The sequence below is a fragment of the Lysinibacillus sp. FW301-JW8 genome (assembly GCF_058788755.1).
Map to the genome: position 1 here is coordinate 1 of NZ_JBYTBB010000078.1, position 23,354 is coordinate 23,354.

The 23,354-nt window shown below is 35.9% G+C and carries 18 protein-coding genes; 14 read left to right on the plus strand and 4 right to left on the minus strand.

Annotation, left to right across the window (positions count from 1 at the left end):
• The first annotated feature begins 281 nt into the window (after positions 1-281).
• Both AC3WOM_RS23150 and AC3WOM_RS23155 read left to right on the plus strand, forming a co-directional pair.
• A complete protein-coding gene (locus tag AC3WOM_RS23150; protein WP_492448514.1) occupies positions 282-1,976 on the plus strand; it encodes an HD-GYP domain-containing protein in 1,695 nt (564 codons plus the stop codon).
• Between the two features lie 23 nt (positions 1,977-1,999).
• A complete protein-coding gene (locus AC3WOM_RS23155; RefSeq protein ID WP_492448515.1) occupies positions 2,000-7,138 on the plus strand; it encodes an ATP-binding protein in 5,139 nt (1,712 codons plus the stop codon).
• A 35-nt stretch (positions 7,139-7,173) separates the two neighbouring features.
• On the opposite strand, the gene AC3WOM_RS23160 is transcribed toward AC3WOM_RS23155, so the two are convergent.
• A complete protein-coding gene (locus tag AC3WOM_RS23160) occupies positions 7,174-7,860 on the minus strand; it encodes a response regulator transcription factor (RefSeq protein WP_427539221.1) in 687 nt (228 codons plus the stop codon).
• A gap of 437 nt (positions 7,861-8,297) precedes the next feature.
• Positions 8,298-8,762, minus strand: coding sequence for a hypothetical protein (locus tag AC3WOM_RS23165; RefSeq protein WP_427539218.1), 465 nt, complete (start codon positions 8,760-8,762; stop codon positions 8,298-8,300).
• 284 nt (positions 8,763-9,046) lie between these two features.
• Between AC3WOM_RS23165 and bioD the strand changes: the two genes are divergently transcribed.
• From bioD to AC3WOM_RS23195, 6 genes are all read left to right on the plus strand, one after another.
• Positions 9,047-9,751, plus strand: coding sequence for a dethiobiotin synthase (gene bioD, locus AC3WOM_RS23170; RefSeq protein WP_427539215.1), 705 nt, complete (start codon positions 9,047-9,049; stop codon positions 9,749-9,751).
• The gene (bioA, locus tag AC3WOM_RS23175) at positions 9,732-11,138 is read left to right on the plus strand and encodes an adenosylmethionine--8-amino-7-oxononanoate transaminase (protein ID WP_492448516.1); all 1,407 of its coding nucleotides are present in this window, start codon (positions 9,732-9,734) and stop codon (positions 11,136-11,138) included. The genes bioD and bioA overlap by 20 nt, the downstream gene beginning before the upstream one ends.
• Positions 11,102-11,692 carry a biotin transporter BioY gene (locus tag AC3WOM_RS23180; protein WP_427539209.1) on the plus strand — a complete coding sequence of 197 codons (591 nt, stop codon included), beginning with the start codon at positions 11,102-11,104 and terminating at the stop codon, positions 11,690-11,692. Before bioA ends, AC3WOM_RS23180 begins: the two co-directional genes overlap by 37 nt.
• Positions 11,692-12,687 carry a biotin synthase BioB gene (gene bioB / locus AC3WOM_RS23185; protein WP_492448517.1) on the plus strand — a complete coding sequence of 332 codons (996 nt, stop codon included), beginning with the start codon at positions 11,692-11,694 and terminating at the stop codon, positions 12,685-12,687. Before AC3WOM_RS23180 ends, bioB begins: the two co-directional genes overlap by 1 nt.
• A 628-nt stretch (positions 12,688-13,315) precedes the next feature.
• Positions 13,316-14,980, plus strand: a complete 1,665-nt coding sequence (nagZ, locus tag AC3WOM_RS23190; protein ID WP_492448518.1) for a beta-N-acetylhexosaminidase — start codon at positions 13,316-13,318, stop codon at positions 14,978-14,980.
• Positions 14,981-15,502: 522 nt separating this feature from the next.
• Positions 15,503-15,625 carry a hypothetical protein gene (locus tag AC3WOM_RS23195; protein ID WP_427539198.1) on the plus strand — a complete coding sequence of 41 codons (123 nt, stop codon included), beginning with the start codon at positions 15,503-15,505 and terminating at the stop codon, positions 15,623-15,625.
• A 56-nt stretch (positions 15,626-15,681) separates the two neighbouring features.
• On the opposite strand, the gene AC3WOM_RS23200 is transcribed toward AC3WOM_RS23195, so the two are convergent.
• Positions 15,682-16,272 carry a LysE family transporter gene (locus AC3WOM_RS23200; RefSeq protein ID WP_427539195.1) on the minus strand — a complete coding sequence of 197 codons (591 nt, stop codon included), beginning with the start codon at positions 16,270-16,272 and terminating at the stop codon, positions 15,682-15,684.
• A gap of 57 nt (positions 16,273-16,329) precedes the next feature.
• Between AC3WOM_RS23200 and AC3WOM_RS23205 the strand changes: the two genes are divergently transcribed.
• A complete protein-coding gene (locus tag AC3WOM_RS23205) occupies positions 16,330-16,941 on the plus strand; it encodes a helix-turn-helix domain-containing protein (protein ID WP_427539386.1) in 612 nt (203 codons plus the stop codon).
• Between the two features lie 55 nt (positions 16,942-16,996).
• Here the strand turns inward: AC3WOM_RS23205 and AC3WOM_RS23210 are convergent, their stop codons facing one another.
• Positions 16,997-18,160 (minus strand): aminotransferase-like domain-containing protein, encoded by a 1,164-nt coding sequence (locus tag AC3WOM_RS23210; protein WP_427539192.1) that lies wholly within the window; start codon positions 18,158-18,160, stop codon positions 16,997-16,999.
• A gap of 129 nt (positions 18,161-18,289) precedes the next feature.
• Here AC3WOM_RS23210 and AC3WOM_RS23215 point away from each other — a divergent pair, with 129 nt between their 5' ends.
• The 5 genes from AC3WOM_RS23215 (at position 18,290) to AC3WOM_RS23235 (ending at position 23,257) form a co-directional block, all read left to right on the plus strand.
• A complete protein-coding gene (locus AC3WOM_RS23215; protein ID WP_427539189.1) occupies positions 18,290-19,687 on the plus strand; it encodes an aminotransferase-like domain-containing protein in 1,398 nt (465 codons plus the stop codon).
• Positions 19,688-19,735: 48 nt separating this feature from the next.
• Positions 19,736-20,974: a DNA polymerase IV gene (locus AC3WOM_RS23220; protein WP_492448519.1), complete on the plus strand. Its 1,239-nt coding sequence runs from the start codon at positions 19,736-19,738 to the stop codon at positions 20,972-20,974.
• Positions 20,975-20,998: 24 nt separating this feature from the next.
• The gene (locus AC3WOM_RS23225; protein WP_427539183.1) at positions 20,999-21,754 is read left to right on the plus strand and encodes an alpha/beta fold hydrolase; all 756 of its coding nucleotides are present in this window, start codon (positions 20,999-21,001) and stop codon (positions 21,752-21,754) included.
• Between the two features lie 721 nt (positions 21,755-22,475).
• Positions 22,476-22,916, plus strand: a complete 441-nt coding sequence (locus AC3WOM_RS23230; protein ID WP_427539180.1) for a GNAT family N-acetyltransferase — start codon at positions 22,476-22,478, stop codon at positions 22,914-22,916.
• A gap of 62 nt (positions 22,917-22,978) precedes the next feature.
• Positions 22,979-23,257 carry a hypothetical protein gene (locus tag AC3WOM_RS23235; RefSeq protein ID WP_492448520.1) on the plus strand — a complete coding sequence of 93 codons (279 nt, stop codon included), beginning with the start codon at positions 22,979-22,981 and terminating at the stop codon, positions 23,255-23,257.
• Positions 23,258-23,354: the final 97 nt, after the last annotated feature.

Genomic DNA, 23,354 nt, shown 5'->3' on the forward strand with positions numbered 1-23,354 from the left:
CTGGAACGGAAATCACCTTCATTTTAACTAAATATTCACAAAAAGTCCCTTGACTATTTAATTTTTCAACACTATGAGGCTGAACGATAATAAATCGTTCAGCCTTTTCTAAATATCTTTATACATAATGAATGCTTTTATGACGTTCAATTGATATACATCGTATTTTACCTTATATGGATATATTCTCATGTCTTTTAGAAAATTTACATACTATTTAACCAGATTTTAACCTTCATCTTTTATAGTGATTTATGTATAAAAGTAGAGGAGTGTTATTTTTGAAGTTAGTTAAAACAAACATTGTTGATTTACAGGAAGGTTTGGTTCTTGGGCAAGATTTACATGTCGAAAATCGTCTGTTGATGAAAAGGGGAAGTGTATTAACAGCGAGAATAATAACATTATTGAAAAATCGCCATGTTCACGATGTTTATATTCAGACACCCATTGTAGAAACAGATCAACCAGCTGAACAGGATGGATTGTTAGGGGAAGCTCACGATAAACAGCGTGAGAGCACATTTGTAAGTAAGCCAGATAATTCTCTTTTTCTTCAGGCATTAGGAGAATTGAGCACGGAGATTCGGTATGGTCATGTATTAAAAAATATGAACGATATACTGTTTATACGTAATTTATTTCAACGCTATATGGAAAATAGCCATAATCGAAAACTGCTTACAGCGTTAAAAAATTATGACACATACACATATATGCATGCTATTGACGTATTTGCATTATGTACTCTATTTGCCAAAAAAGAAGGCATACAAAATTTAGAACATTATGCCCTTGGATTTTTATTTCACGATATTGGGAAGCTGAAAATACCACTTGCTATTTTAAAAAAAGAGGGAAGACTTTCACCAAGTGAGTTTGAAGTCATGCAGAAGCATACACAGTTTGGTTATGAACTATTGTGCGATATAGGGCTTGAATCCATTGCTTATCTTGCTAAGTCACATCATGAGCGAATCGATGGCTCGGGATATCCAGAGGGGTTAGAGGAATCTGATATACCTAGGGAAGTATTAATATTACAGCTAATCGATATATACTCAGCTATTACCTTAAATAGACCATATAAATGCGAGGTTGGAGCCGCAGAAGCAATGGGAATTATCTATAAAGAAAAGCATCTTCTTGATGAAAAGCTTCTCGCCAGATTTGTCGATTTTATTGGCATTTATCCAGAAAATTCAATTGTACTACTATCAGATGGTACTCATGCTCTAGTAGACAATGTCAATAATATGTATCCACTACTTCCTATTGTAAGAAGATTAGATACTAATACAATCTTTAGGCTACCATTTGATTTCCAGCTTAAAGTAGTCAAGTTAATTTCCTATTATGTTGAAACGCCAGAAAAGTTATTTCAGAAATTCTCTGAGTATTTAATGAATGGTGAAATTAATCAGATGGAAAAGTACTATCATCAGTTGATGGATCAGTATACGTTATATGAGTGCTTTACAAAAATTTATATCCCAATCTACCAAATTTTTGATGTGATTGAACATCAACTAGTGATGGAGGATATGCGCTTAAAAGATATGCGTGAAACTCTAAAGGAACTGCTGAATAATATGCTGCTTCAATTACGAAGTGAAACAAGAAAAAATGATGCTATACTTTTTATAGTTGATCAAGATTTACGAACAAATATTTTTATTTTGTTATTAGAAGGATTATTTTACGCAAAAGAAATTTATCCATTTCTACTAGATATCTCAACTAGTAAGGAGGAGCTGTTGAACATCGCAGATTATTGTGAGGCATCTGCAATTTGTGTATTTAGTAATGAATGTCTTGACCTTCATGGGACTACTAGGAAATTAGTGCAGTATCATATCACCCCAAAGAGGTTAGAGAGCTTTGTCTTCAGCTTTGCTGGGGAGTCACACAAAGATATAAATTTAAAAGATAAATTACAAAAATATAAAGCGGTTACAAAATTAATCGCTACATAAATGAATAAGGGAGGTACATACTGGTGAATGATTGCATACTTTTACAAACAAAAAAAGATTGGAACTTGCAAAGAATGTATATCGATACATTCAATAATTTAGTACTAGTAAAAAGTATTCATCATAATTCAGCTGAAAAGAGAGCTAGGCTGCAATATGAATTTTCATTGTTTGCGAATGAACAAAATCCATGGTTGTTAAAGCCAATAGCCATAGATTATATTGACAATCAATACGCAATCATTTATGAAAACTTTAATGGAGTACCCTTACAAGAGTTTAAAAATAATCATATTTCTTTGCATCAATTTTTACAAATTGCGCTTGAGCTTGTGAATGCCAGTATTAAAATGCAGCAAAGTGATTTACTCTATTTAGATTTGAATCCTAGCCAAATTTTAGTTAATCCAAATTCATTAAAAGTAAAATTACTGAGTTCTGAATTCAGTTTAAAATATGGTGCAGAATCTCCCGCCATTATTGAAAATCCCTATGAACGACTTGAACAGCTGCCATATTATGCACCAGAACAAACCGGAAGAGTTAATCTAGAAATTGACCATCGTTCTGATCTATATGCGCTCGGTATTATTTTTTACGAAATACTCAGTGGTCAATTACCTTTCCAAAAAAAGGATTCTGTTGATCTTATCTATGAAATTCTGACAAAAGTGCCGTATTCATTGGTAAATCTTCAGCCTTATTCCCATCCTATTATTTGGAGTATAGTAGAAAAATTATTAGCGAAAAATCCAGAATTACGCTATCAAAGTGCTGTTGGATTAAGAGAGGATTTATTACAAATTCAACACAAACTGTTAACAGATGAACCATTTCATGACTTCCAGTTAGGTGAATATGACATTCATTTAAATGCGGTGCTTTCTACAAAGTTTTATGGTAGAAAGCAACAAATCACAGAACTTGCCTCTATGTTTCATCAAGTGGCAAATGGTGATAAAAAAATAGTAATGATTTCTGGCAAGGCTGGGTCTGGAAAATCTAAGCTTGTTTATACATTAAAGGGAGACATTGCTGCTGCTAAAGGGTATTTTGTAGAAATGAAGTATGAGCAATTACAACTAGAAAATGACTTTACACCTGTTGTACAACCTTTAAGAAATTTATTAAAGCTCGTTTATGTAGAAGGCGAAAAATCTGTACAGGCATTACGCAAACTATTTCATGATGTAAAGTTAATGGTGACAGATCGACTCGTTTATTTACTACCGGAGCTTCGATGGTATTTTAAAGAAGAAGCAGGTTTTCAAACAGATGTACGTGAAAATGCCAAGCAGCTGCATACGTATATATTTAGTTCTTTGCAAAAAATTTTATTGGCCTTTGCCATGCAAAAGAAACCGATCGTATGGTTAATGGATGATTTACAATGGGCAAATGTTAGTACAATCGAGATGATGACCCAGCTGTATGAGCAACATCGAGCAGGTTATTTAATGTGGATAGCTACATTTCGATCGAATGAGGAGGGAGATTTAAAAAAGAATTACAAGTTTCTGAATAATTTTCCATCAAATCAGCATATTGAGATAGATTTTCTTGAGGAAGAAGATGTACGGTTATGGCTGGAGGAATCATTACATGCTAAGCCAAATACGATTAAACTGATTTCTACACAATTATTTCGTTTAACAAAAGGGAATCCGTTATTTGTGAAAGAAGCTTTTCGCTCATTACAGCAAAACAATACCATCTTTTTCAATACAGAAACAAAAGAGTGGCAATTTAGTATTCATAAATACAATCAGTCCTTTTTTAATAACGAATTACTGGCTTTTATCGAAAATAGAATGGCGACACTAGATAAAGACGCCAAAGGGGTTTTGAGAATTGTCTCTTGTTTTGGTCAAAGCTTTGAGTTTAGTTCCCTATTAAAGCTAGTTTCCATTTCAGCCCGAGATTTACTGAAGCTTTTGGGTGTACTTGTAGAGCATGGCTTTATTGTGCCAATGGATGCCCATTTTAAATGGGCTAGTAAGTTTGAACATGAAGGTATTTTACATACATTTCATATGAAGTTTCAATTTGTACATGATCGTATTCAGCAGGTAGCTTATCAAGATTTATCTGAAAAAGAACGGACTAAGCTTCATTATCAAATTGGGAAATTACTAACGAAAAATATCCCGAATATAGTAGATAGCTATCATTTAAGTGAAGTGGTGAAACATTTTAACTATGGTCAGCAATTATTGAATGCTGACGAAAAACAAAATTTAGCAATATGGAATTATAAGCTTGGTATTGAGGCGAAAAGAATTGGACTATTTGACAGTGCCATATACTTTTTAACTACGAGTATAGAGCTGCTTCCAGATAATCATTGGAAGTCTTTTCGTGAAATATCTGTAAAAATATATGCTAACTTAGGAGAGTGCGCATATTTAGTTGGACGTTATGATGTATCAGAAATTCATTTATCGGAAGCATTACAGCATTCAAAAACAGTTTTAGAAAAGCTATTAATTTATAATTTAAAAACCTTGTTATATATCGAATCAGATAATCCCTCAGTAGGGGTTGAGGCTGGCATAGAAGGTCTGCAAATTACGAATATGAATATTGCAGAACATCCCTCAAAAATTCAGCTTTTTAAGGAATACCTATTATTAAGAAAAGCTTTGCACAATAAGACTGATGTAGATCTTTTAAAGCTTCCACCAATTCAAGATAAAGAAATGGATACGTTAATCCATTTGATTATCAATATGACGGCAAGTACATTTTTGCTCAATCCTAATTTAACAGGTATTTTATTAATGAGGGGGCTGCGATTACAGCTTAAATACGGGAACGGAACAAAAAGTGGTGTTGTCTATATTAACTATGCCATGCTTTTAAATGCTGGTTTTAATAATATTCAAGAATCTACACGCTTTGGAAAGATGGCCATCGCCTTTGCTGAGAATCAAAATAATATTTACATCAAGGGCCGTATTTATTTTGTCTATGGCATATTTATTAATCATTGGACAAATCCATATGAATCCAGCCTTCAATATATTCAAAAAGCTCAACAAAATAGTCAGGAGATTGGCTTGCATCATTTGGTCTCTGCCGCCTCTTGTTTTATCGTAGCTATCCAATTCATCAATGGAACGCCTATTCAGGATTTACAGCAGGAAATTCATCGCCAACAGCAGGAATTTTCCATTCATGCAAGTGCATTATCAATAGACTTTTTAGCTGAAATGGGGTTATGGATGAATGTGCTTCAAAACTCTGACTATCCTATTGACTGGTCATACCCTTTTGCTATATTAGATCAGCCCGTTATTAAAATGATGCATTATTCCGTTCGATTGCAAATGTCATTTTTATTGGGGGATGAACAGCAAGGAAAAGAGTTTATGGAAATATTGAAGATGATAGAGAAAGAAATGTATACTTTGCCCATCACGCCTATTTATTATTTTTATCGTGCTCTATGGCAGTTTCATTTTATTCATCAAAAGCTATATTCCTCGAAAACAGAATTAAGAGCGTATAGGGTGGAGATTAGTAAAAGTATTCGTGAGTTTAAAAAATGGGCTCAATATTCACCTGAAAACTATGAACATCTCTATAGTTTATTAGTAGCGGAAAATTACCGAATGAAAAAACAGGGTGAGAATGCCATACTTTATTACGATCGGGCAATCCAGCTTGCACAAATGAATAATTTTCTTCAAGATGCAGCCATTGCTTATGAGCGAGCTGCTAACTACTATCATTCTATCCATAATAAAAAAACGGCGAGACATTATATTTTATGTGGTATACAGCTAATACAGGAGTGGGGAGCCAATAGGGTCGCTAGGTATTGGGAAAAGGCGTATCATGCCAATCACGTACCGAAAGGCCAAAGTAGTGGAACTGTATCATTTGATATGATGACTGTTTTCGAGACGACTCAGTCCTTAGCAACAGAAATCCGGATGGAGGATTTGCTTCGTAAAATATTATTTGCCTTATTAAAACATGCTGGTGCAGATGTCGGGTATTTTATCTATAGACATCATGAGCAATTACAAGTGTTAGCACAAGCTGAGGCCAATGAAACCAAATTTACGATGTTTCATGATCAAAAGATTGAAGAATTCAGTGAAACCATGCAATCCATAGTCTATTTTGTTTTACAAAACGGAGAACAACTGATTATTCAAAATACACAAGCACAGAGTGTTTACCTCAGTGCTTTCTCAGCGGCTAAGTCTATCTTATGTGTCCCGATTCATCTTAAAGACGAGATAATAGCCATTTTATATTTGGAAAACACATTAATTACTAATGCCTTTCATCCAACCCATGTGAATTTGTTAAAAATGATCTCTGGACAAATTGCCGTATCGATTGAAAATGCAAAAATATATGGTGAATTAGAAAAACGTGTTCTTTCACGGACAAAGGAATTAGATGAGACAAATAGTCATTTGAAAAAGGTCAATGAGCGATTAGAGAAGAATGAATTAGAACGGAAAAAATTACTGCATAGTATTTCACACGAACTACGCTCACCTATCACTTCAACGTTAGGCTATATCGAATTAATATTAGACGGAGTTATTAAAGAGGAATCAGAACAAGAGAAATATTTAATTCGAAGTAAGGAAAGGCTGCTATCGTTAAATTTATTAATTCAAGATTTATTTGATTTAGCTAATCTAGAAGCAGGAAGAGCAGAATACACCTTTACAGAAGTAAGGGCTATTAATTTATTTCAACAATTTCGATTTCGCTTTGAACAGGAGATAAAGCAATTAGGCTTAGACTATTATGCCGATTTTTATGGTCATCAGGAGGCACGGTTGCTAATGGATCGTGCTCGAATAAATCAGGTGATGGAAAATTTAATGACAAATGCCATGAAATATACTTCAAGTGGCAGTATTCAATTTTTAATGTATGTGGAGGACACACATTTAATCTGTTCAATTTCAGATAGCGGTATAGGTATCCCACAGAGCGATATTCCCTTTATATTTGATAGTTATTATCGAGCATCCAATGTTGATAAAGTAGATTCACACGGAATTGGTCTAGCTATTTGTAAGCAAATTGTGGAACAACATAACGGGGAAATATATGTGGAAAGTATAGAGGATGAAGGGTCGATATTTAGCTTTACATTGCCATTGGTAACAGAAAAGATTACTGTTTAAAAATAAAGTGTTGAGCTTTTACGTTGCTCAGCACTTTATTTTTTATAAACAAATTGGTAGCCGAAGCCCCGAACAGTTTGAATCCACTTCGGCTTAGCTGGAACGTCCTCGATTTTTCGTCGGAGTGTACTAATATGGACAGATACCGTTTTTGAATCAGTCACACCATCCTGTCCCCAAACGTTATCTATCAGTTGGTCTACACTAATTACCTTATTAGCATGTTCGATCAGAAAAAATAATAATAGCTTTTCTTTCGTAAAAAGATTCAAACGTTTACCGTTTTTATAAACATTTTTTTCATCAAAATGAATGACTAAGTTATCAATATGTAATATAGGGTTTCTTATGGACGTTGTCTTTCTTTTTAAGTTTGCTTGTATACGAGCAAGCAATTCTTTTGGAATAAACGGCTTTGTTATATAATCATCTGCGCCTACTTCAAAGCCTTCCAGTTTATGGTCAATTAAGTGATTGACAGTCACAAAAATAATAATGGCGTCCGACACTTCACGAATTCTTCTCGCTAATTCAAAGCCATTGCCATCAGGTAAATTGACATCCAATAAAATTAAATCAGGTTTTTGCTTTACTGCTGCTTCCCAGCCTTCGTAAATGGTTGATGCCTTAAAAACTAAATAATTTGCATTAGCAATAGTAAGAGATAGAACCTCCATTATGTCAATATCATCTTCTACGATTAAGATTTTCTCATTTACCACACCTATGAATCTCCTTTCTCTATCTTCTAATATATCAATTTTTGATAGAAAGGGAAAGAAAACTTCTAGGACAATCGTTATTTTTGACTAGGAAAAATCGCATATGAAATACTTATAATGGTATCAATAGTTAATACGATGCCCTAAATTTTCATTGTTTGAAGTAGGGAATATGTATCAGAAAGAGGTACGGTATAAAGAGCCATTATAGACAAAAGTCTAGTTCCAATGATAAAAGCTATAATATGTCGAATAAGCATTTTTATCTCATGTTTACCTTTTGCAGCTCCTGTAAGCCGTACTTTCTTGTCTCCGATATTTAAAAACCAACACTAAAATTGCTCATCTGCCAAAATAATCATAGTTTTGCCATAGGCGATAGAAACAAACTAAGAATAGATTCAGTTGATGGTGGAAGCATGCAACTGCCCACCTCTTTAATCAAGATGGGCAATTGCAAGAAGTATATCTTCACTGACAGCTTCCCAAAATTGCTGCTGTACAGTACTACAATACATATATAGCTCTTTATTTTGGAGATGATTAAAAAGTTCAGCAATCACTTCTTTTTGGAATTGAAGTCGGTGATTTAATATCTCCCGCTCTTCTTCTAGACAAAAAGATTTATAGATATCTGTTAAACGTTCCAGCTTTGCCAGTTTTTGTTTCGTTACATCATATTGAGTTTGGTGAAAGCGTCCCACAGCTGTAGTCATGGATCTCTTTGCACGATGCTCAGCATTTAACGTTCGATATTCTTCCAAACGTAACGCCACACGATACCAAAATTCGTACCGGCTAGGTAAGTCTCTTAGTTCATAGGTAAGCAAGGACTTTAAAATAAAAGCTACTTGTTCATATGTATCTATCAATTTTTCTGATTCTTTAAAAAGACCAAACATACAGCCACCCCCGTTTAGTTTAATACAACATACAAGCAATGAAATCCTCTAAATTTTTAATAGTATTCGTAAATAATTAAACTGTGTTAATAAAATTTGGCAATAATACGGGGAGCGTTAGATTTTTACCGTATAAAGGTAAAATTTTAGTGTTTCTTTGTTCCTATTTTCTGCATAAAAATAAAGTGTTTTGGAAGAAATATTGAAATAGCATTTACAAAATAAAATCATATGTGTTAACTTAAATTATATTAAAGGTTAACTTAAAAAGGGGGAGGTTAACGATGCAACATTTTTGGGTTGTTGGTACAGATACCGATGTTGGTAAAACGGTGGTCACCACACTGCTGATGCGTCAATTACAGCGGCAGAATCTGCGCGTCATGCCTTATAAGCCAGTACAAACTGGTGAAGTGCATGAAAATGATCATAGCTATTACTACGATACAGCAATATATGAAAAGTATTCATTACAGGTGCTGAAGCAAGAAAAGTTGAATGGATATTCGTTTAAAGAGGCTGCTTCACCACATTTTGCTGCTCAACTGGAGGCGCGGAAAATTAATGTGCACTATTTATTACAGCAAATACAGTTGTTACAGCAATCAAATGACGTGGTAATTTGTGAGGGAGCTGGCGGACTTTTTGTGCCTTTAGATTTAAAAAGTGAAATAACGCTTCTTGATGTCATTGTTCAAAGTAAGCTTCCAATTGTTCTTGTTACTCGAACAACACTTGGAACAATTAACCACACATTACTAACAATTGAGGCTTTACATACTCGTAATATTGACATTCTTGGCATTGTATTTAATGGAGATTCAGGGAGTTTGATTGAACAAGATAATATGAAAACCATATTACAGTTTCATGATTTGCCATATGCAAGTATTCCGCAATTTCAAGAGATTTCGCAGCTTATTGATTATTCCATTTCACACACTTCATTGTTTGAAAGGTTGGTCAATTATGAAACAAGTGTTAACTGATTTGCAGGCAAGAGATTTACGGCATGTTTGGCATCCTTGTTCACAAATGAAGGATTATGAGCAATTTCCACCTATCGTCATTAAAACAGGACTAGGTGTATGGCTCTATGATGAAAATAATCAACGCTATTTAGACGCTGTCTCTTCCTGGTGGGTTAATTTATTTGGACATGCCAATCCTCGGATAAGTCAGGTATTGAGTGATCAGGCGTTTACATTAGAGCATACAATCTTTGCAAATTTTACACATGAACCAGCGATTAAAGTAGCTGAAAAATTAGCAGCTTTATCGCCAGACGGTCTGAATAAAGTATTTTTTGCAGACAATGGTTCGTCCGCAATAGAAGTCGCATTAAAGATGAGTTTTCAATATCATATGCAAACAGGAAAAACGACAAAAAAACGCTATTTAGCTTTAACAGATGCCTACCATGGTGAGACACTTGGCGCTTTATCTGTTGGTGGAGTAGGGCTTTATAACGAAGTATACCAACCACTGTTATTAGATACCATACGTGCACAGGGGCCAGATTGCTTTAGATGTCCTTTTCAAGACAAGTCAGAAAGCTGTCATGCTCAATGTATTCAATTTGTTGAAGAAGAGTTTAACACGCATCATGAAGAAATTACAGCTGTGATTATTGAGCCGCTAATTCAAGCAGCAGCTGGTATGAAAATGTATCCGCCGATTTATTTAAAGCGACTGCGAGAGCTTTGTACAGCATACGATGTTCACCTAATTGCAGACGAAATTGCTGTTGGATTTGGACGAACAGGAACAATATTTGCCTGTGAGCAAGCGGGGATTGCTCCAGATTTTATGTGCTTATCAAAAGGTTTAACAGGTGGCTATTTACCGCTATCGGTTGTATTAACCACTGATGATATTTTTAATGCCTTTTACGATGATTACGGAACAATGAAAGCATTTTTACATTCTCACAGCTATTCTGGAAATCCACTTGCTTGTCGAGTAGCACTTGAGGTATTGACAATGTTTGAAGAGGAGCAGGTGATCGATATGATACGAAACAAGGGAGAACGAATGCGTGCATTAGCACTGGAGGCATTTGAGCGATTACCCTATGTTGGAGAGTATCGACAGATAGGATTAGTAGGTGCGATTGAGCTAGTCGCTAATCATCGAACAAAGGAGCCATTCCCAAGTGAGGAGCGTATTGGCTATCAAATTTATCAACGTGCTTTAGCAAAGGGCCTACTGATTCGCCCACTTGGCAATATATTATATTTTATGCCGCCTTACATTATTTCTGATGATGAAATGCGCTTTATGATTCATACAGCAAAAGAAACGATTGTACAATTTTTTGAGAAGTGGGAGGGAAAAAATTGTTTAAAAGACAATCAACACTGTCACTGGTCATGATTGCAATGTTTGCAGCTTTAACGGCAATTGGTGCATTTATTAAAATACCATTACCTGTAGTGCCCTTTACCCTACAAATTGTCTTTGTTTTTTTAGCTGGAAGCTTACTTGGTAGTCGTAATGGATTTCAAAGTCAGCTCGTTTACATAGGGATTGGTTTAGTTGGATTACCTGTTTTTACACAGGGTGGAGGTATTACCTATGTATTGCAGCCGACATTTGGCTATCTCATAGGCTTTGCACTAGCAGCATTCGTAATAGGTTTCTTTATTGAAAGAGTAGATTCGCCAACGAAAAAACATTTTATTGGTGCAAATATTGTGGGGCTTATTATTATATATGCTGTTGCAGTGCCTTATTTATATTTATCATTGAATTTCTGGCTCCACATGAAAACGAGCTGGTCTCATATATTTGTAGTCGGCTTTTTAAATAGTATTGTTGCCGATTTTTGCTTAGCCGTTGCTTCTGCACTGTTAGCCGAACGCTTATATAAGGTATTTCAGTCAGTTAGAGCAGTGAAAATTATGCAAGTAGAAAGGGAGAATGTTTAGTGGATTGGTTACAGTTAGCAGAGGGCGTTATTGCAGGAAAGGTGATTAGTAATGACGAGGCTCTTGCCATTTTAAATAGTGATGATGATGAGCTTTTAAAAATAATGGATGGTGCATTCGCCATTCGTAAGCATTATTATGGAAAAAAAGTAAAATTAAATATGATTATGAATGCGAAAAGTGGTTATTGTCCTGAGGATTGTGGCTATTGTTCACAGTCATCTAAATCATCTGCTCCGATTGAAAAATATCCATTCATTACGAAGGAGGAAATTTTAGAGGGTGCCAAACGAGCATTTGACAATAAAATTGGTACCTATTGCATCGTGGCCAGCGGACGCGGACCAACGCGGAAGGATGTAAATGTTGTTAGTGAAGCGGTCACTGAAATTAAAGAGAAGTATGGTTTAAAAGTATGTGCCTGTCTTGGCTTATTAAAAGAAGATCAGGCACAGCAATTAAAAGAGGCGGGGGTAGATCGCTACAATCATAACTTAAATACTTCAGAGCGCCATCACTCATTCATTACAACATCACATACCTATGAGGATCGTGTGAATACAGTAGAGATTGCAAAAAAGCATGGGATTTCACCGTGCTCAGGAGCAATAATTGGGATGAGGGAAACAAAAGAGGATGTTGTCAACATTGCGCGTGCGCTACATCAATTAGATGCTGATTCGATCCCAGTCAATTTTTTAAATGCTATAGACGGCACGAAGCTGGAAGGGACAAAGGAATTAAATCCACGATATTGTTTAAAGGTTTTAGCATTGTTCCGTTATATTAATCCAACAAAGGAAATCCGTATTTCTGGTGGTCGTGAAGTCAATCTTGGGTCGCTTCAGCCACTTGGGATGTATGCGGCAAACAGCATTTTTGTCGGAGATTATTTAACGACAGCAGGTCAAGAGGCAAATAGCGATTATCGTATGCTTGAGGATTTAGGCTTTGAAATTGAATTAACAGAAAAACAGGAAGAAGTATTCTACTAAGTACATGCTTATGAAATAAATATCTACTACTACAATTTAATGGGCATGTACGTCGTGGACGGTGCTAAAAACTATGGCTCAAGAGTTCCATTTAAAAAGAATTTCTGATTGCCTTACAATAATAGTTTTTAGCACCTTTTCTACCAAAGCTCTTTTTCTATAAGCCAATTAGACGGTGAATTTTTTCGTCAATCTTTTTTATGCTACATTAAAATTTTGTACGTCTTTTTTACACTAATAGTTTTTGTTAGGTGTTTTTCGAGCAACTCATCTACTTGTCATCATATTTACTTGTCTTGCTTGGCATAATATGTCCTAACAATAATTGCCTTTTACTCAATAACTATATGTCTTGTAATTTTCTCCACTCCATCCACAAGTAATTAAACTGCTAAATAAGATTTCTTTTCTCTTTCTTGCACTTTTATTTGTCGTATAGTACCATATCTCCTAGATTGATAACCTTCCATTTTTAAAACTTCTTGCCTTTTGGTAATTGAATGATACTGTTCGTACAATTCAAAGATTTGACGCACTTTTTCGGCTTCATATTCATCAATAACAAGTATCTGATTACCATCTTCATTTCCTAAGATTGAGAGGAATGTTCAATAAGGAGGTTTTTATCATGCATAAAAAAAGACTTGGATTACTCCTAATTTTAGTGGTGATTATCACGGGTCTACTCTTTTTTTACGGTATGAAAATCAGGTCAGGAACACCCGTGGCCCCTGTCCATGATGATACAATTGAAAAGGAAGATCCTGAGCTGTTTATACAGGACATTATAAATTTAGCTCAAGATGGAAAAGTGACAGATGCACCATTTACTGCAGGAAAGACAGATAAAAAAATGGTTCATCAACAATGGGGGCGGCCACAGCAAGTGTCTGAGGTAGCTAATGGAGAATATGAAGATTATGTAGACCATGCTGTGACACTGGGCTTTAAGGATTCATTGGCTTTCGATATCCGTTCTTTTAAAGCGAATTTGAAAAATATTCATTTAACTGATATTAAAAAAATCATGGGGGAACCTGATGAAGCCCGCTATTTTCAGGATGAAACGACAAATCAAATCATTCTTGTCTATCAAGTTAATTCCACATATCAGCTAAAGTGGGTTTTGCCAAAACCAACTGACAACGATTCAAATCCTGTTGTTCATCATATTTCGGTATATACGGAGGTGGAACAACAAGTGACAGAAATGATTGAGCAAATGACTTTGGATGAAAAAATTGGCCAAATGATGTTTGCAGGCGTCTCAGGAACGACGCTACAGCAAGAAACGAAGGATTTGATCCATAATTTTAAGGTTGGTGGACTAATTCTTTATGCTAATAATCTTGAATCACCTCAGCAAACGACAACACTCATCAACGATTTGGTGGCTGAAAATAAGAATAATCGACTTTCACTTTTCATAGGAACTGATCAAGAGGGTGGAAATGTAGTCAGATTGCCAGGACCTTTAAAAAGTTTCCCAACAAACAAAAGAATTGGGGACGTCAACCAATCAAAGTTTTCATTTGAAGTGGGCAGATTACTGGGAGAAGAATTAAAGGCATTTGGCTTCAACCTTGACTTTGCACCTGTTTTGGATGTGAACAGCAATCCGAATAATCCTATTATTGGGGATCGCTCGTTTTCCAATAATCCCGACATAGTCAGTAAATTAGGGATTCAGACAATGAAAGGGCTAGAGTCAAAACAGGTTATTCCTGTCATCAAGCATTTTCCTGGGCATGGTGATACATCGGTGGATTCACATTTAGAGCTACCAAAAGTTACGAAAAGTCTAGACGAATTAAATAAGCTGGAAATCATTCCATTTAAAACTGCTATTGAAAACGGTGCGGATGTGTTTATGGTCGCCCATATTTTATTGCCAAGGATAGATCCACAGTATCCTTCATCCATGTCGAAGGCAATCATTACGGGAATTTTAAGAGATCAGCTAGCATTTGACGGTGTTGTCATGACAGACGATATGACGATGAAGGCCATCACGAATCATTTTGCGATCGGGCAAGCCACTGTTGATTCTGTGAAGGCAGGCAGTGATATCATTTTGATTGCTCATGATTTCAGCAATGTACAATCAGCAATAGAGGCATTGAAGTCCGCTGTACAGCATGGTGAAATAACAGAGGACAGAATTAATGACAGTGTCCGCAGAATCATCCAGCTAAAACGCAAATTTAAGCTTGAAAATAACAAAGTGACGGCGGTCGATATTCACAGGCTTAATGCGGATATCGAAAATGTGTTGAAAACCTATATGAAGTGATAATGTTTAAGATAAAGCTGCATTTTGGATTACAAAATGCTAGCTTTTTTATATTTTGGGTATACATAAGATCTAGTGTCACGGGGATAATTGTTAGTTTGTTCGTTAGTATAAGAAAGGAATCGCCTAGTCGATATATCTATTGCCCAGGTACTCATTTAATTTTGAAATTGTTTTTTATTTCCAAAAATTATACTTGTTTAAGGCATGTATACTGTTTAACTATTTGTAAAGTAACGAAATGGCAGTAGAAACTGTTGAATAGAGGATGAAACGTAAGGGATTTCCACACATTGAAGTTACACTTTATGCCTAAAAAACGTGAGTATTCACAAAATGTTCAATGAAAGCGTTTTGAAATTGAACAGTTTGTGAAGGGCTTCACATAAGGCTTTATTTTTAAAAAAATCAGCGTAAAATAAGAATCAGGTAAGGCAATGTTATATCACAGTTTATAAGAAGCATCACATTGTTCGGTGATTGTTATAGTACAAAAAAACAAGTTTGAAGGGAGAATTTTCTATGTGGGTAATTACAGTATTTGATAAAAAGGATGTTCGAATTTTTGAATACACAAACAAAAATGAGGCAACGCAGGCAATGGCTAAATTCAAAAAAAATGCCGTATTAACATATACAAAATAAATTTAAGGTGGCAACCCTTTTCGACGCTATAGCGTACGAGAAGGGTTGTTTTTTGTTTACGATTGAATAAGAATAGAAATCGCACTGTATACCAATAAAAGAGCCATAATGATATTAAAAGGTTGGCGGTATTGATGAAGAATTTTTTGAAAAGCTGAACCAAACAAAGCCCAGCTACTTGTACTTAGAATGCCGACGATTCCCAACAACACAGCAAAAAGAAAATAGCTAAAATAAGAAGAGTAATAAGGGAGGATATAGGTTGCTACTACAGTAATACCAAACAATATCCCTTTAGGATTTATAAATTGTAATAAAACTCCTGTTAAAAATAAATTGCTGTTGTTGTCTCCTTCTTTGTTATGATCAATGGCTTTGCTTGTTACTATTTTAAAGGCTAAATACAACATATAGCCAACCCCAAATAGGGTCAAGGGTAACTTTATAATGGGCATAATATTAGTCAGGGCAATATTAAAAAAGCTACATAAGCCAATCAGCATAAAAAAGCCTGCCCCGACACCTAGAGAAAAGGGAATCGTTTTTGTAAAACCTTGTTTATTGGCAAATAGCATGGCCATAAAGTTATTAGGACCAGGGGTAAAACTTGTAATGACAACGAAAGTTAAAAAAGAAAATAATGGCACTGTAGTTCCTCCTTTTGATGGTATGTTATAATGTTCGAAATAAACAATATAACGTATGTGCTTTTTATTATACAAAATGTACGTTATATTGTACATAACGTTGAGGTGATTAGAATGGAAGAAATTCATCTTGTGTTTGCAAAAAATTTAAAAGCTATTCGAGAGAAGGAAAAACTAAGCTTAGAGAAAGTTTCACAGCTTTGTGGAGTGAGTAAAACAATGATAGGGCAAATTGAACGAGGGGAATCTAGTCCAACGCTTACAACCATTTGGAAGATTGCAAATGGTCTAAAGGTTTCATTTACTATGCTTATTAATCAACCTCAATCTGAGACGGAAGTAATTTTACAAGAGGATGTTCAAGTTTTAACGGAGGATAACGGACGATATAGGGTATATCCTTATTTTCCTTTTCAAGAGGATAGCCGCTTTGAGATTTATACTGTGGAGATTGACCAGGAAGGAAAGTTAAGTGCAGAGGCACATAGAGATGGGACGGAAGAAATTATCACTGTTTTTGATGGTGAACTAGCGTTGACTATCAATGACAAGCTATACACCTTAAAAGCTGGTGACTCTATTCGATTTAAAGCAGATCGGCCGCACACCTATTACAATGCAGGTCAGTCTTTAACACGGTTAAGTATGACAATCTATTATCCTGAATAAACAAAACCTTATGAGCGAAACTAAATAGCTCATAAGGTTTTGCTTTGTCTGTGGATTATAAAATGCTACCTAATCGTTTAATACCTTCACGAATAATTTCAGGGGTTGCATTTGTATAATTAAGACGCATTGTACTTACTCCCGTTTTTGCTGTATAGAATGGGTCGCCAGGGACGAATGCTACTTTTTGTTCCATTGCTTTATGGAAGACATCTATAGCTGATGCACCATTGTTCATCGTAGCCCAAATAAACATACCACCCTCAGGTCTGGTATACTCCACATGTGCTGGGAAGAACTCCTGCATCGCATCAAGCATTGCTTCAGCTTGATTTTTATATAATGTTATAATTTTCTGAACATGCTCAGTATAATCATTGTTTGCTAGATAGTCATAAATTACATATTGAGCAAAAATATTTGTGTGTAGATCAGTCGCTTGCTTTGCTGTTTCAATGTGCTGCATTAGTTCTTTATTCTTCGTAATAATGAAGCCTAGACGCATTCCTGGCGTAATCGTTTTAGAGAAAGAACCAAGTAAAATGCTGTTCTCTAATTTGCCAGCACCGATGTATGGAAGTGGCTCGCCTTGGAAGCGTAATTCTCCATATGGATCATCCTCAATTAATGCCACATCATATTTTGCAATGATGTCACAAATCTGCTGACGCTTTTCTTTAGAATACGTTAGCCCTGTTGGATTTTGGAAATTTGGAACTGTATAAATAAATTTTACATTTGGCTGTTGCAGAGCTTTCTCTAACTCTTCTAAATTCAAACCATCATTTTCAAGTGTTACACCGTGGAATGTTGGCTCACTTAATGTAAAGGCTTGAATGGCACCTAAGTAACCAGGCTCTTCAATAACGATGCCGTCTCCTTTGTTAATCAGTACTTTTCCAATTAATTCTAGAGCTTGCTGTGAACCTGTTGTAATAAAGACATCATCAGCGTGAACGTCTAATCCATGTAAACGTTGGTATTTCGCAGCAATGTACTCACGTAATGGTGCATATCCCTGCGTAGAAGAATATTGGAATAGTCGGCTACCATTTTCTGTAATGGCATGATCGACAGATGCTCTTAACGCATCAATTGGGAAAGAGATTGGGTTAGGTAGCCCCCCTGCAAAGGAAATAACGTCCTCTGCGTCTGTTACTTTCAAGATATTTCGGATGAATGAAGATGGTGTTTTTAAGATTCTTTCTGAATATTGCATAATTAATCGTTCCTTTTTTCTGATTTTTTAAAAATTATAGCATTGAAATCATATGCATACAATATTATCATTGTATGCAAGACAATTAAAATATTGTATGCAAAAGTGACGAGAAAAGGAGCATAGAGAATGCCAGTAAATTCATTTGAAGAGTATCCAATGAGCTGGAGACCAAATATCAGCAATATTTCGGCTCCATTATATATAGCCATAGCTGAACAGCTTGAACAAGATATAAAGGATGGGAAGCTCTTACCAGGGACAAAGCTGCCCCCACAACGGGAATTAGCTGACTTTTTAGATGTTAATTTAAGTACAATCACAAGAGCGTTTAAACTTTGTGGTCAAAAGGGGCTCATCTATGCTTCGATTGGAAGCGGAACATTTGTGTCATCCGATGCTGCAACCAATAAAATTTTATTGCCCACTAGTCATTCCCCTCATATGATCGAAATGGGCTCTGTTCTGCCAGATAACTATGTAAATGAAGACATTACTCGTTATATGAAAAAGATGATGAGTGATTCTAATTTTAATAAATTATTTCAATACGGACGACCTGAAGGAAATGCCTGGCAAAATGAGGCAGCATTGAAGCTTTTAGAAAAAGTCAATTTTCAAACGGATCAGCCAATTTTGCTTGGGGCAGGAGGACAAAATGCGATTGTTGGAACATTAGCTGCATTGTTCCAAGCAGGAGATAGAATTGGTACAGATCCTATCACATATGCTGGAATAAAAACAGCCGCCAATATGTTAGGTATTCAATTAGTAGCAATTCAGCAAAGGAACGGAGAAATGACAAACGAGGGGCTATTATATGCCTGTAAAAATGAGCATATTAAAGGTCTCTATGTGATTCCTGATTTTCACAATCCTACTACCCATACGATGTCTTTAGTAACAAGAAAAATGATTGCCGAAGTGGCGAGGGACAGAAATTTAGTTATTATTGAGGATGCCATCTATAGCTTTTTGAAGGAGCAGCCTCTTGCACCAATAGCTTCCTATGCACCAGAAAAGGTTATTTATATTGCCAGCTTGTCTAAAACCATTTCACCTGGATTACGATTATCTTATATTGTTACACCTCCAGCACTGCGAAAAAGAATAATGGAGACGCTTTATAATATTAATATTTCAATATCGCCAATGATGCTAGAGCTTGCCACAAGATTGATTCATGATGGAGTAGCAGAAACGATATTAGAAAAACACAAACTGTATGCAAAGCAACAAAATGCATTGGTTAATCAATACTTAGGTGATTACAATATTTTAGGTGATGAAGCATGTATTTTCAGATGGCTTATACTTCCTGATCAATTTACAGGTGTACAGTTTGAATTGCTTGCAGCAAAGGCTGGTGTTCAGGTGTATGCTGCGGAGCGTTTTGCAGTGGGCAATGCAAAGCCAGTTAATGCAGTTCGATTAGCCATTACTGCACCAGAGAATCAACTTGAACAGGCACTACTTATTTTGAAGGATTTACTTGAAAGCAATGGAGATTATACATTTGTTGATTAAAGGAAAGAAGACTTATAATAAGGCTATGTAAGGAAAAGTGGTGATAGGATGACGCATAAAGGGCGTATTATTTTTCATGTAGATATGAATAGTTTTTATGCTTCAGTGGAGCAGGCACATGATCCAAGCTTGAAGGGCAAGCCAATAGCGATTGCTGGAAACCCAAAAGAACGTCGTGGCATTTTAGTAACCTGTTCGTATGAGGCAAGGGCTCTGGGGATTTACACAACAATGACTGTTCATGAGGCAATGCGAAAATGTCCTGAATTATTGTTATTACCACCAGATTTTCAAAAGTATCGTGAAGCATCCAAGCAGATGTTTACCATACTACGTAGTTATACTGATTTAGTGGAACCCGTTTCCATTGATGAAGGGTATATGGATGTAACTGAATTAAGTAAAGAGCAACATGCCCTTAATATTGCCCAGGAAATACAAGAGAGAATACAGGCAGAGCTTGATTTACCTTGCTCTATTGGTATTGCGCCAAATAAATTTTTGGCGAAAACAGCCTCTGATATGAAAAAACCAATGGGCATTACCGTTTTACGAATTCGTGATATTGAGCAAATTCTTTGGTCTCGTGAGGTTGTTACTATGCATGGCATTGGTGCTAGTACAGCCAAAAAATTAAATGCACATAGTATTTTTACAATTGGTGATTTGGCTAAAGTTGAAGAATATGCAATAAAGCAGATTTTAGGAAAGAATGGTGTACGTCTCCGAGCGAGAGCAAATGGGGAGGATTCAAGAATGGTAGATCCAGATGCTATTTTTGATACAAAAAGTGTTGGCAACTCCACAACCTTACCAGAGGATGTAGTAGACATTCGAATTCTTCATAAAACAATTGATGGACTTTGTCAAAAGGTTGCAGAACGATTAGAAGCCAAACGTCTGGCAGGTTCAACAGTAAGCATACAAATTCGTAATGCAGATTGGCATAATCATACACGCTCAAAAACGGTATCCAATGCTATTTATCGTTTTGAAGAAATTTACCAAGTTGCCTGTGAACTTTTTGATAAGCATTGGGATGAGACTCCTGTTAGATTATTAGGAGTGACAGTGTCAAATGTTGTGGATCGTAAAGATTTTTCGCAGCAGCTTTCTATTTTTAATTATGAAGAGCATGTCAAGGATGAGCCTGTTATTAAAGTTGTTGACGAAATTGAAGCACGCTTTGGGAAAGGCATTATAAAGCGAGGGGTTGATATGGGCAAGCGCTCCACCTATCAATCACAAACGAGCTTTAGTAAAGATTTTTTAGATGATCATGAATAGTACTTATAATGGGGTGATTGGGTCATGGATTATCAAGAATATGGTAGTGAACATAATACTTTTATGATGTTTATTCATGGTGGTGGCGTTGGAGGATGGATGTGGGATAAACAAGTCCGACATTTTTCTAACTTTCACTGTATTGTGCCAGAATTAATAGATGATGATATTGATTTTTCAATTGAAGAGTGTGCAAGGAAGCTCCTAAAAATAATAGAAGAAAAAGCACAAGGTAAACATGTCACAGTAATCGGTTTTTCTTTAGGTGCTCAAATTATCGTAAAAATGCTAAGCTTAAATGCTCAATTGATAGATAATGCAATTGTTAATAGTGCTTTAGTAATACCTTCTCTAATTACAAAAAAGCTGATGGGACCATTCATTACATTATCTTTTCCTCTAATAAAAAATAAATCGTTCGCAAAACTTCAAGCTAAGGCATTGTATATAGATCAAGAATATTTTCACCAATATTATCAAGAGAGTTTAAAAATGAAAGTAGAAACACTTACGAATATTCTGCAAGAAAATATGTCCTTTGCAATCCCTGAAAACTTTTCTCAAGCTAGCTGCAAGATTTTGGTAACAGTTGGTGAAAAGGAAAAGGGGATCATGAAAAAATCTGCTAGACTGCTAGTTAATCGTAATCCCAATTGTAAAGGTGTGGTGCTATCTAATATGGGGCATGGAGTATCTTTGGCAAATCCTGCGTTCTTTAATCATTTTGTTGAGAATTGGATGAAGGATGAGCGATTACCGCAAGGAAAAATTATTCATTAGCCTCTACAAAAAGAATCTACATAACTGTTAAAGCTAGTAGATTTAGCAAAGTTTTTCTTTATTTAAAATAGTGAGGGTGTAAATCTTTATGAACTATTACCCAATGCTTCATTTCAATGATCATCTCCCTATAGTCGGGGACAACAAATGAAAAATCGTTTCCAGTATTGATAAGCGTTTTATCGACGTTTGGAAGTTGACAAGGATGGATGGTTACTTGATTGTCCTTAAAGTGTTTATTGAATAGCTGCAAAAGATCGTTCTTTGAATTACTCTGATTGTTAACAAGGTGATATAGGCCTGTAATACCTTCAAATGTGGCACGCTCTTTCGCCTTTGCTAGTGTGAGAGTAGTAACTCCCGTCCAGAAATATTTAGTTTAACCTTCCTGGTGGAGTGCTATGTACATGTATCATCAATGATTCGGCACGATTCACCTAACGCATGATTGGGAAAGCGTAGCGCAAACATTACAGCAAGTAACAAAGCAGGAGCAATTATTAGCAGATACATGTGAGCAGCTCCAAGCATTTGCAAGAACAGAATTAAATTGGAAGCATATATTGAAAAAAGTTGCTTAATATTTACAGGAAAAGCCACTCTAATGTGATACTTGCTCGAATTTGTGGGGAATTCTTTTCTTTATCCGATTATTTCCTTTATAATGAGAGCTAGATTCATATTTTTTGACAATCATGGGTAGACATAAGGGGAGAGCAGCATGAACATATTTCAAGCAACAATGAATGAATTAGAAGAGGTAGCAGTGCTTTTTGATGAATACCGCCAATTCTATGGGATTGAATCAGATCGAAGCAGTGCAAAGGCATTTTTACAATTACGAATGGCTTTGAAGGAATCTATTATTTTTATAGCTGTAGAAAATGACAAGCCAGTGGGATTTACACAATTATATCCTACCTTTTCTTCCATTGCTTTACAGCGTGCATATATTTTAAATGATATATATGTGAATGAAGATGCGAGGGGCTTAGGGGTAGGCACGGCATTAATGCAAAAGGTATTTCAATATTGTGAGCAGCAGTCTGCTCGTTATGTCACACTTCAAACTGCCACCGATAATATTAATGCGCGGAAGCTATACGAAAATCTTCATATGAAACAAGATCAATATTGTAATTACGTAAAGTATTTTGATTAAGAAAAAAGCATCTCGTCGATAGGGGCGAAGATGCTTTTCTTGTTAAATTGGTCATTTCCTATATGGTGCAAGAAAAAACACTCAGGTACGAAAGCAAAAAGCTCGGGTCCCCTCAAGAAACGCTCGGTTTCCCCCAAGAAACGCTCAGGTCAGAAAACAAAAAGCTCGGGTATGAAAGCAAAGAGCTCGGGTCTCCTCAAGAAACGCTCAGGTATGAAAGCAAAGAGCTCGGGTCTCCTCAAGAAACGCTCGGGTATGAAAGCAAAAAGCTCGGTTTCCCCCAAGAAACGCTCAGGTTAGAAAACAAAAAGCTCGGTTTCCCCAAGAAACGCTCGGGTTAGATAACAAAAAGCTCGGTTTCCCCCAAGAAACGCTCAGGTCAGAAAACAAAAAGCTCGGTTTCCCCAAGAAACGCTCGGGTATGAAAGCAAAAAGCTC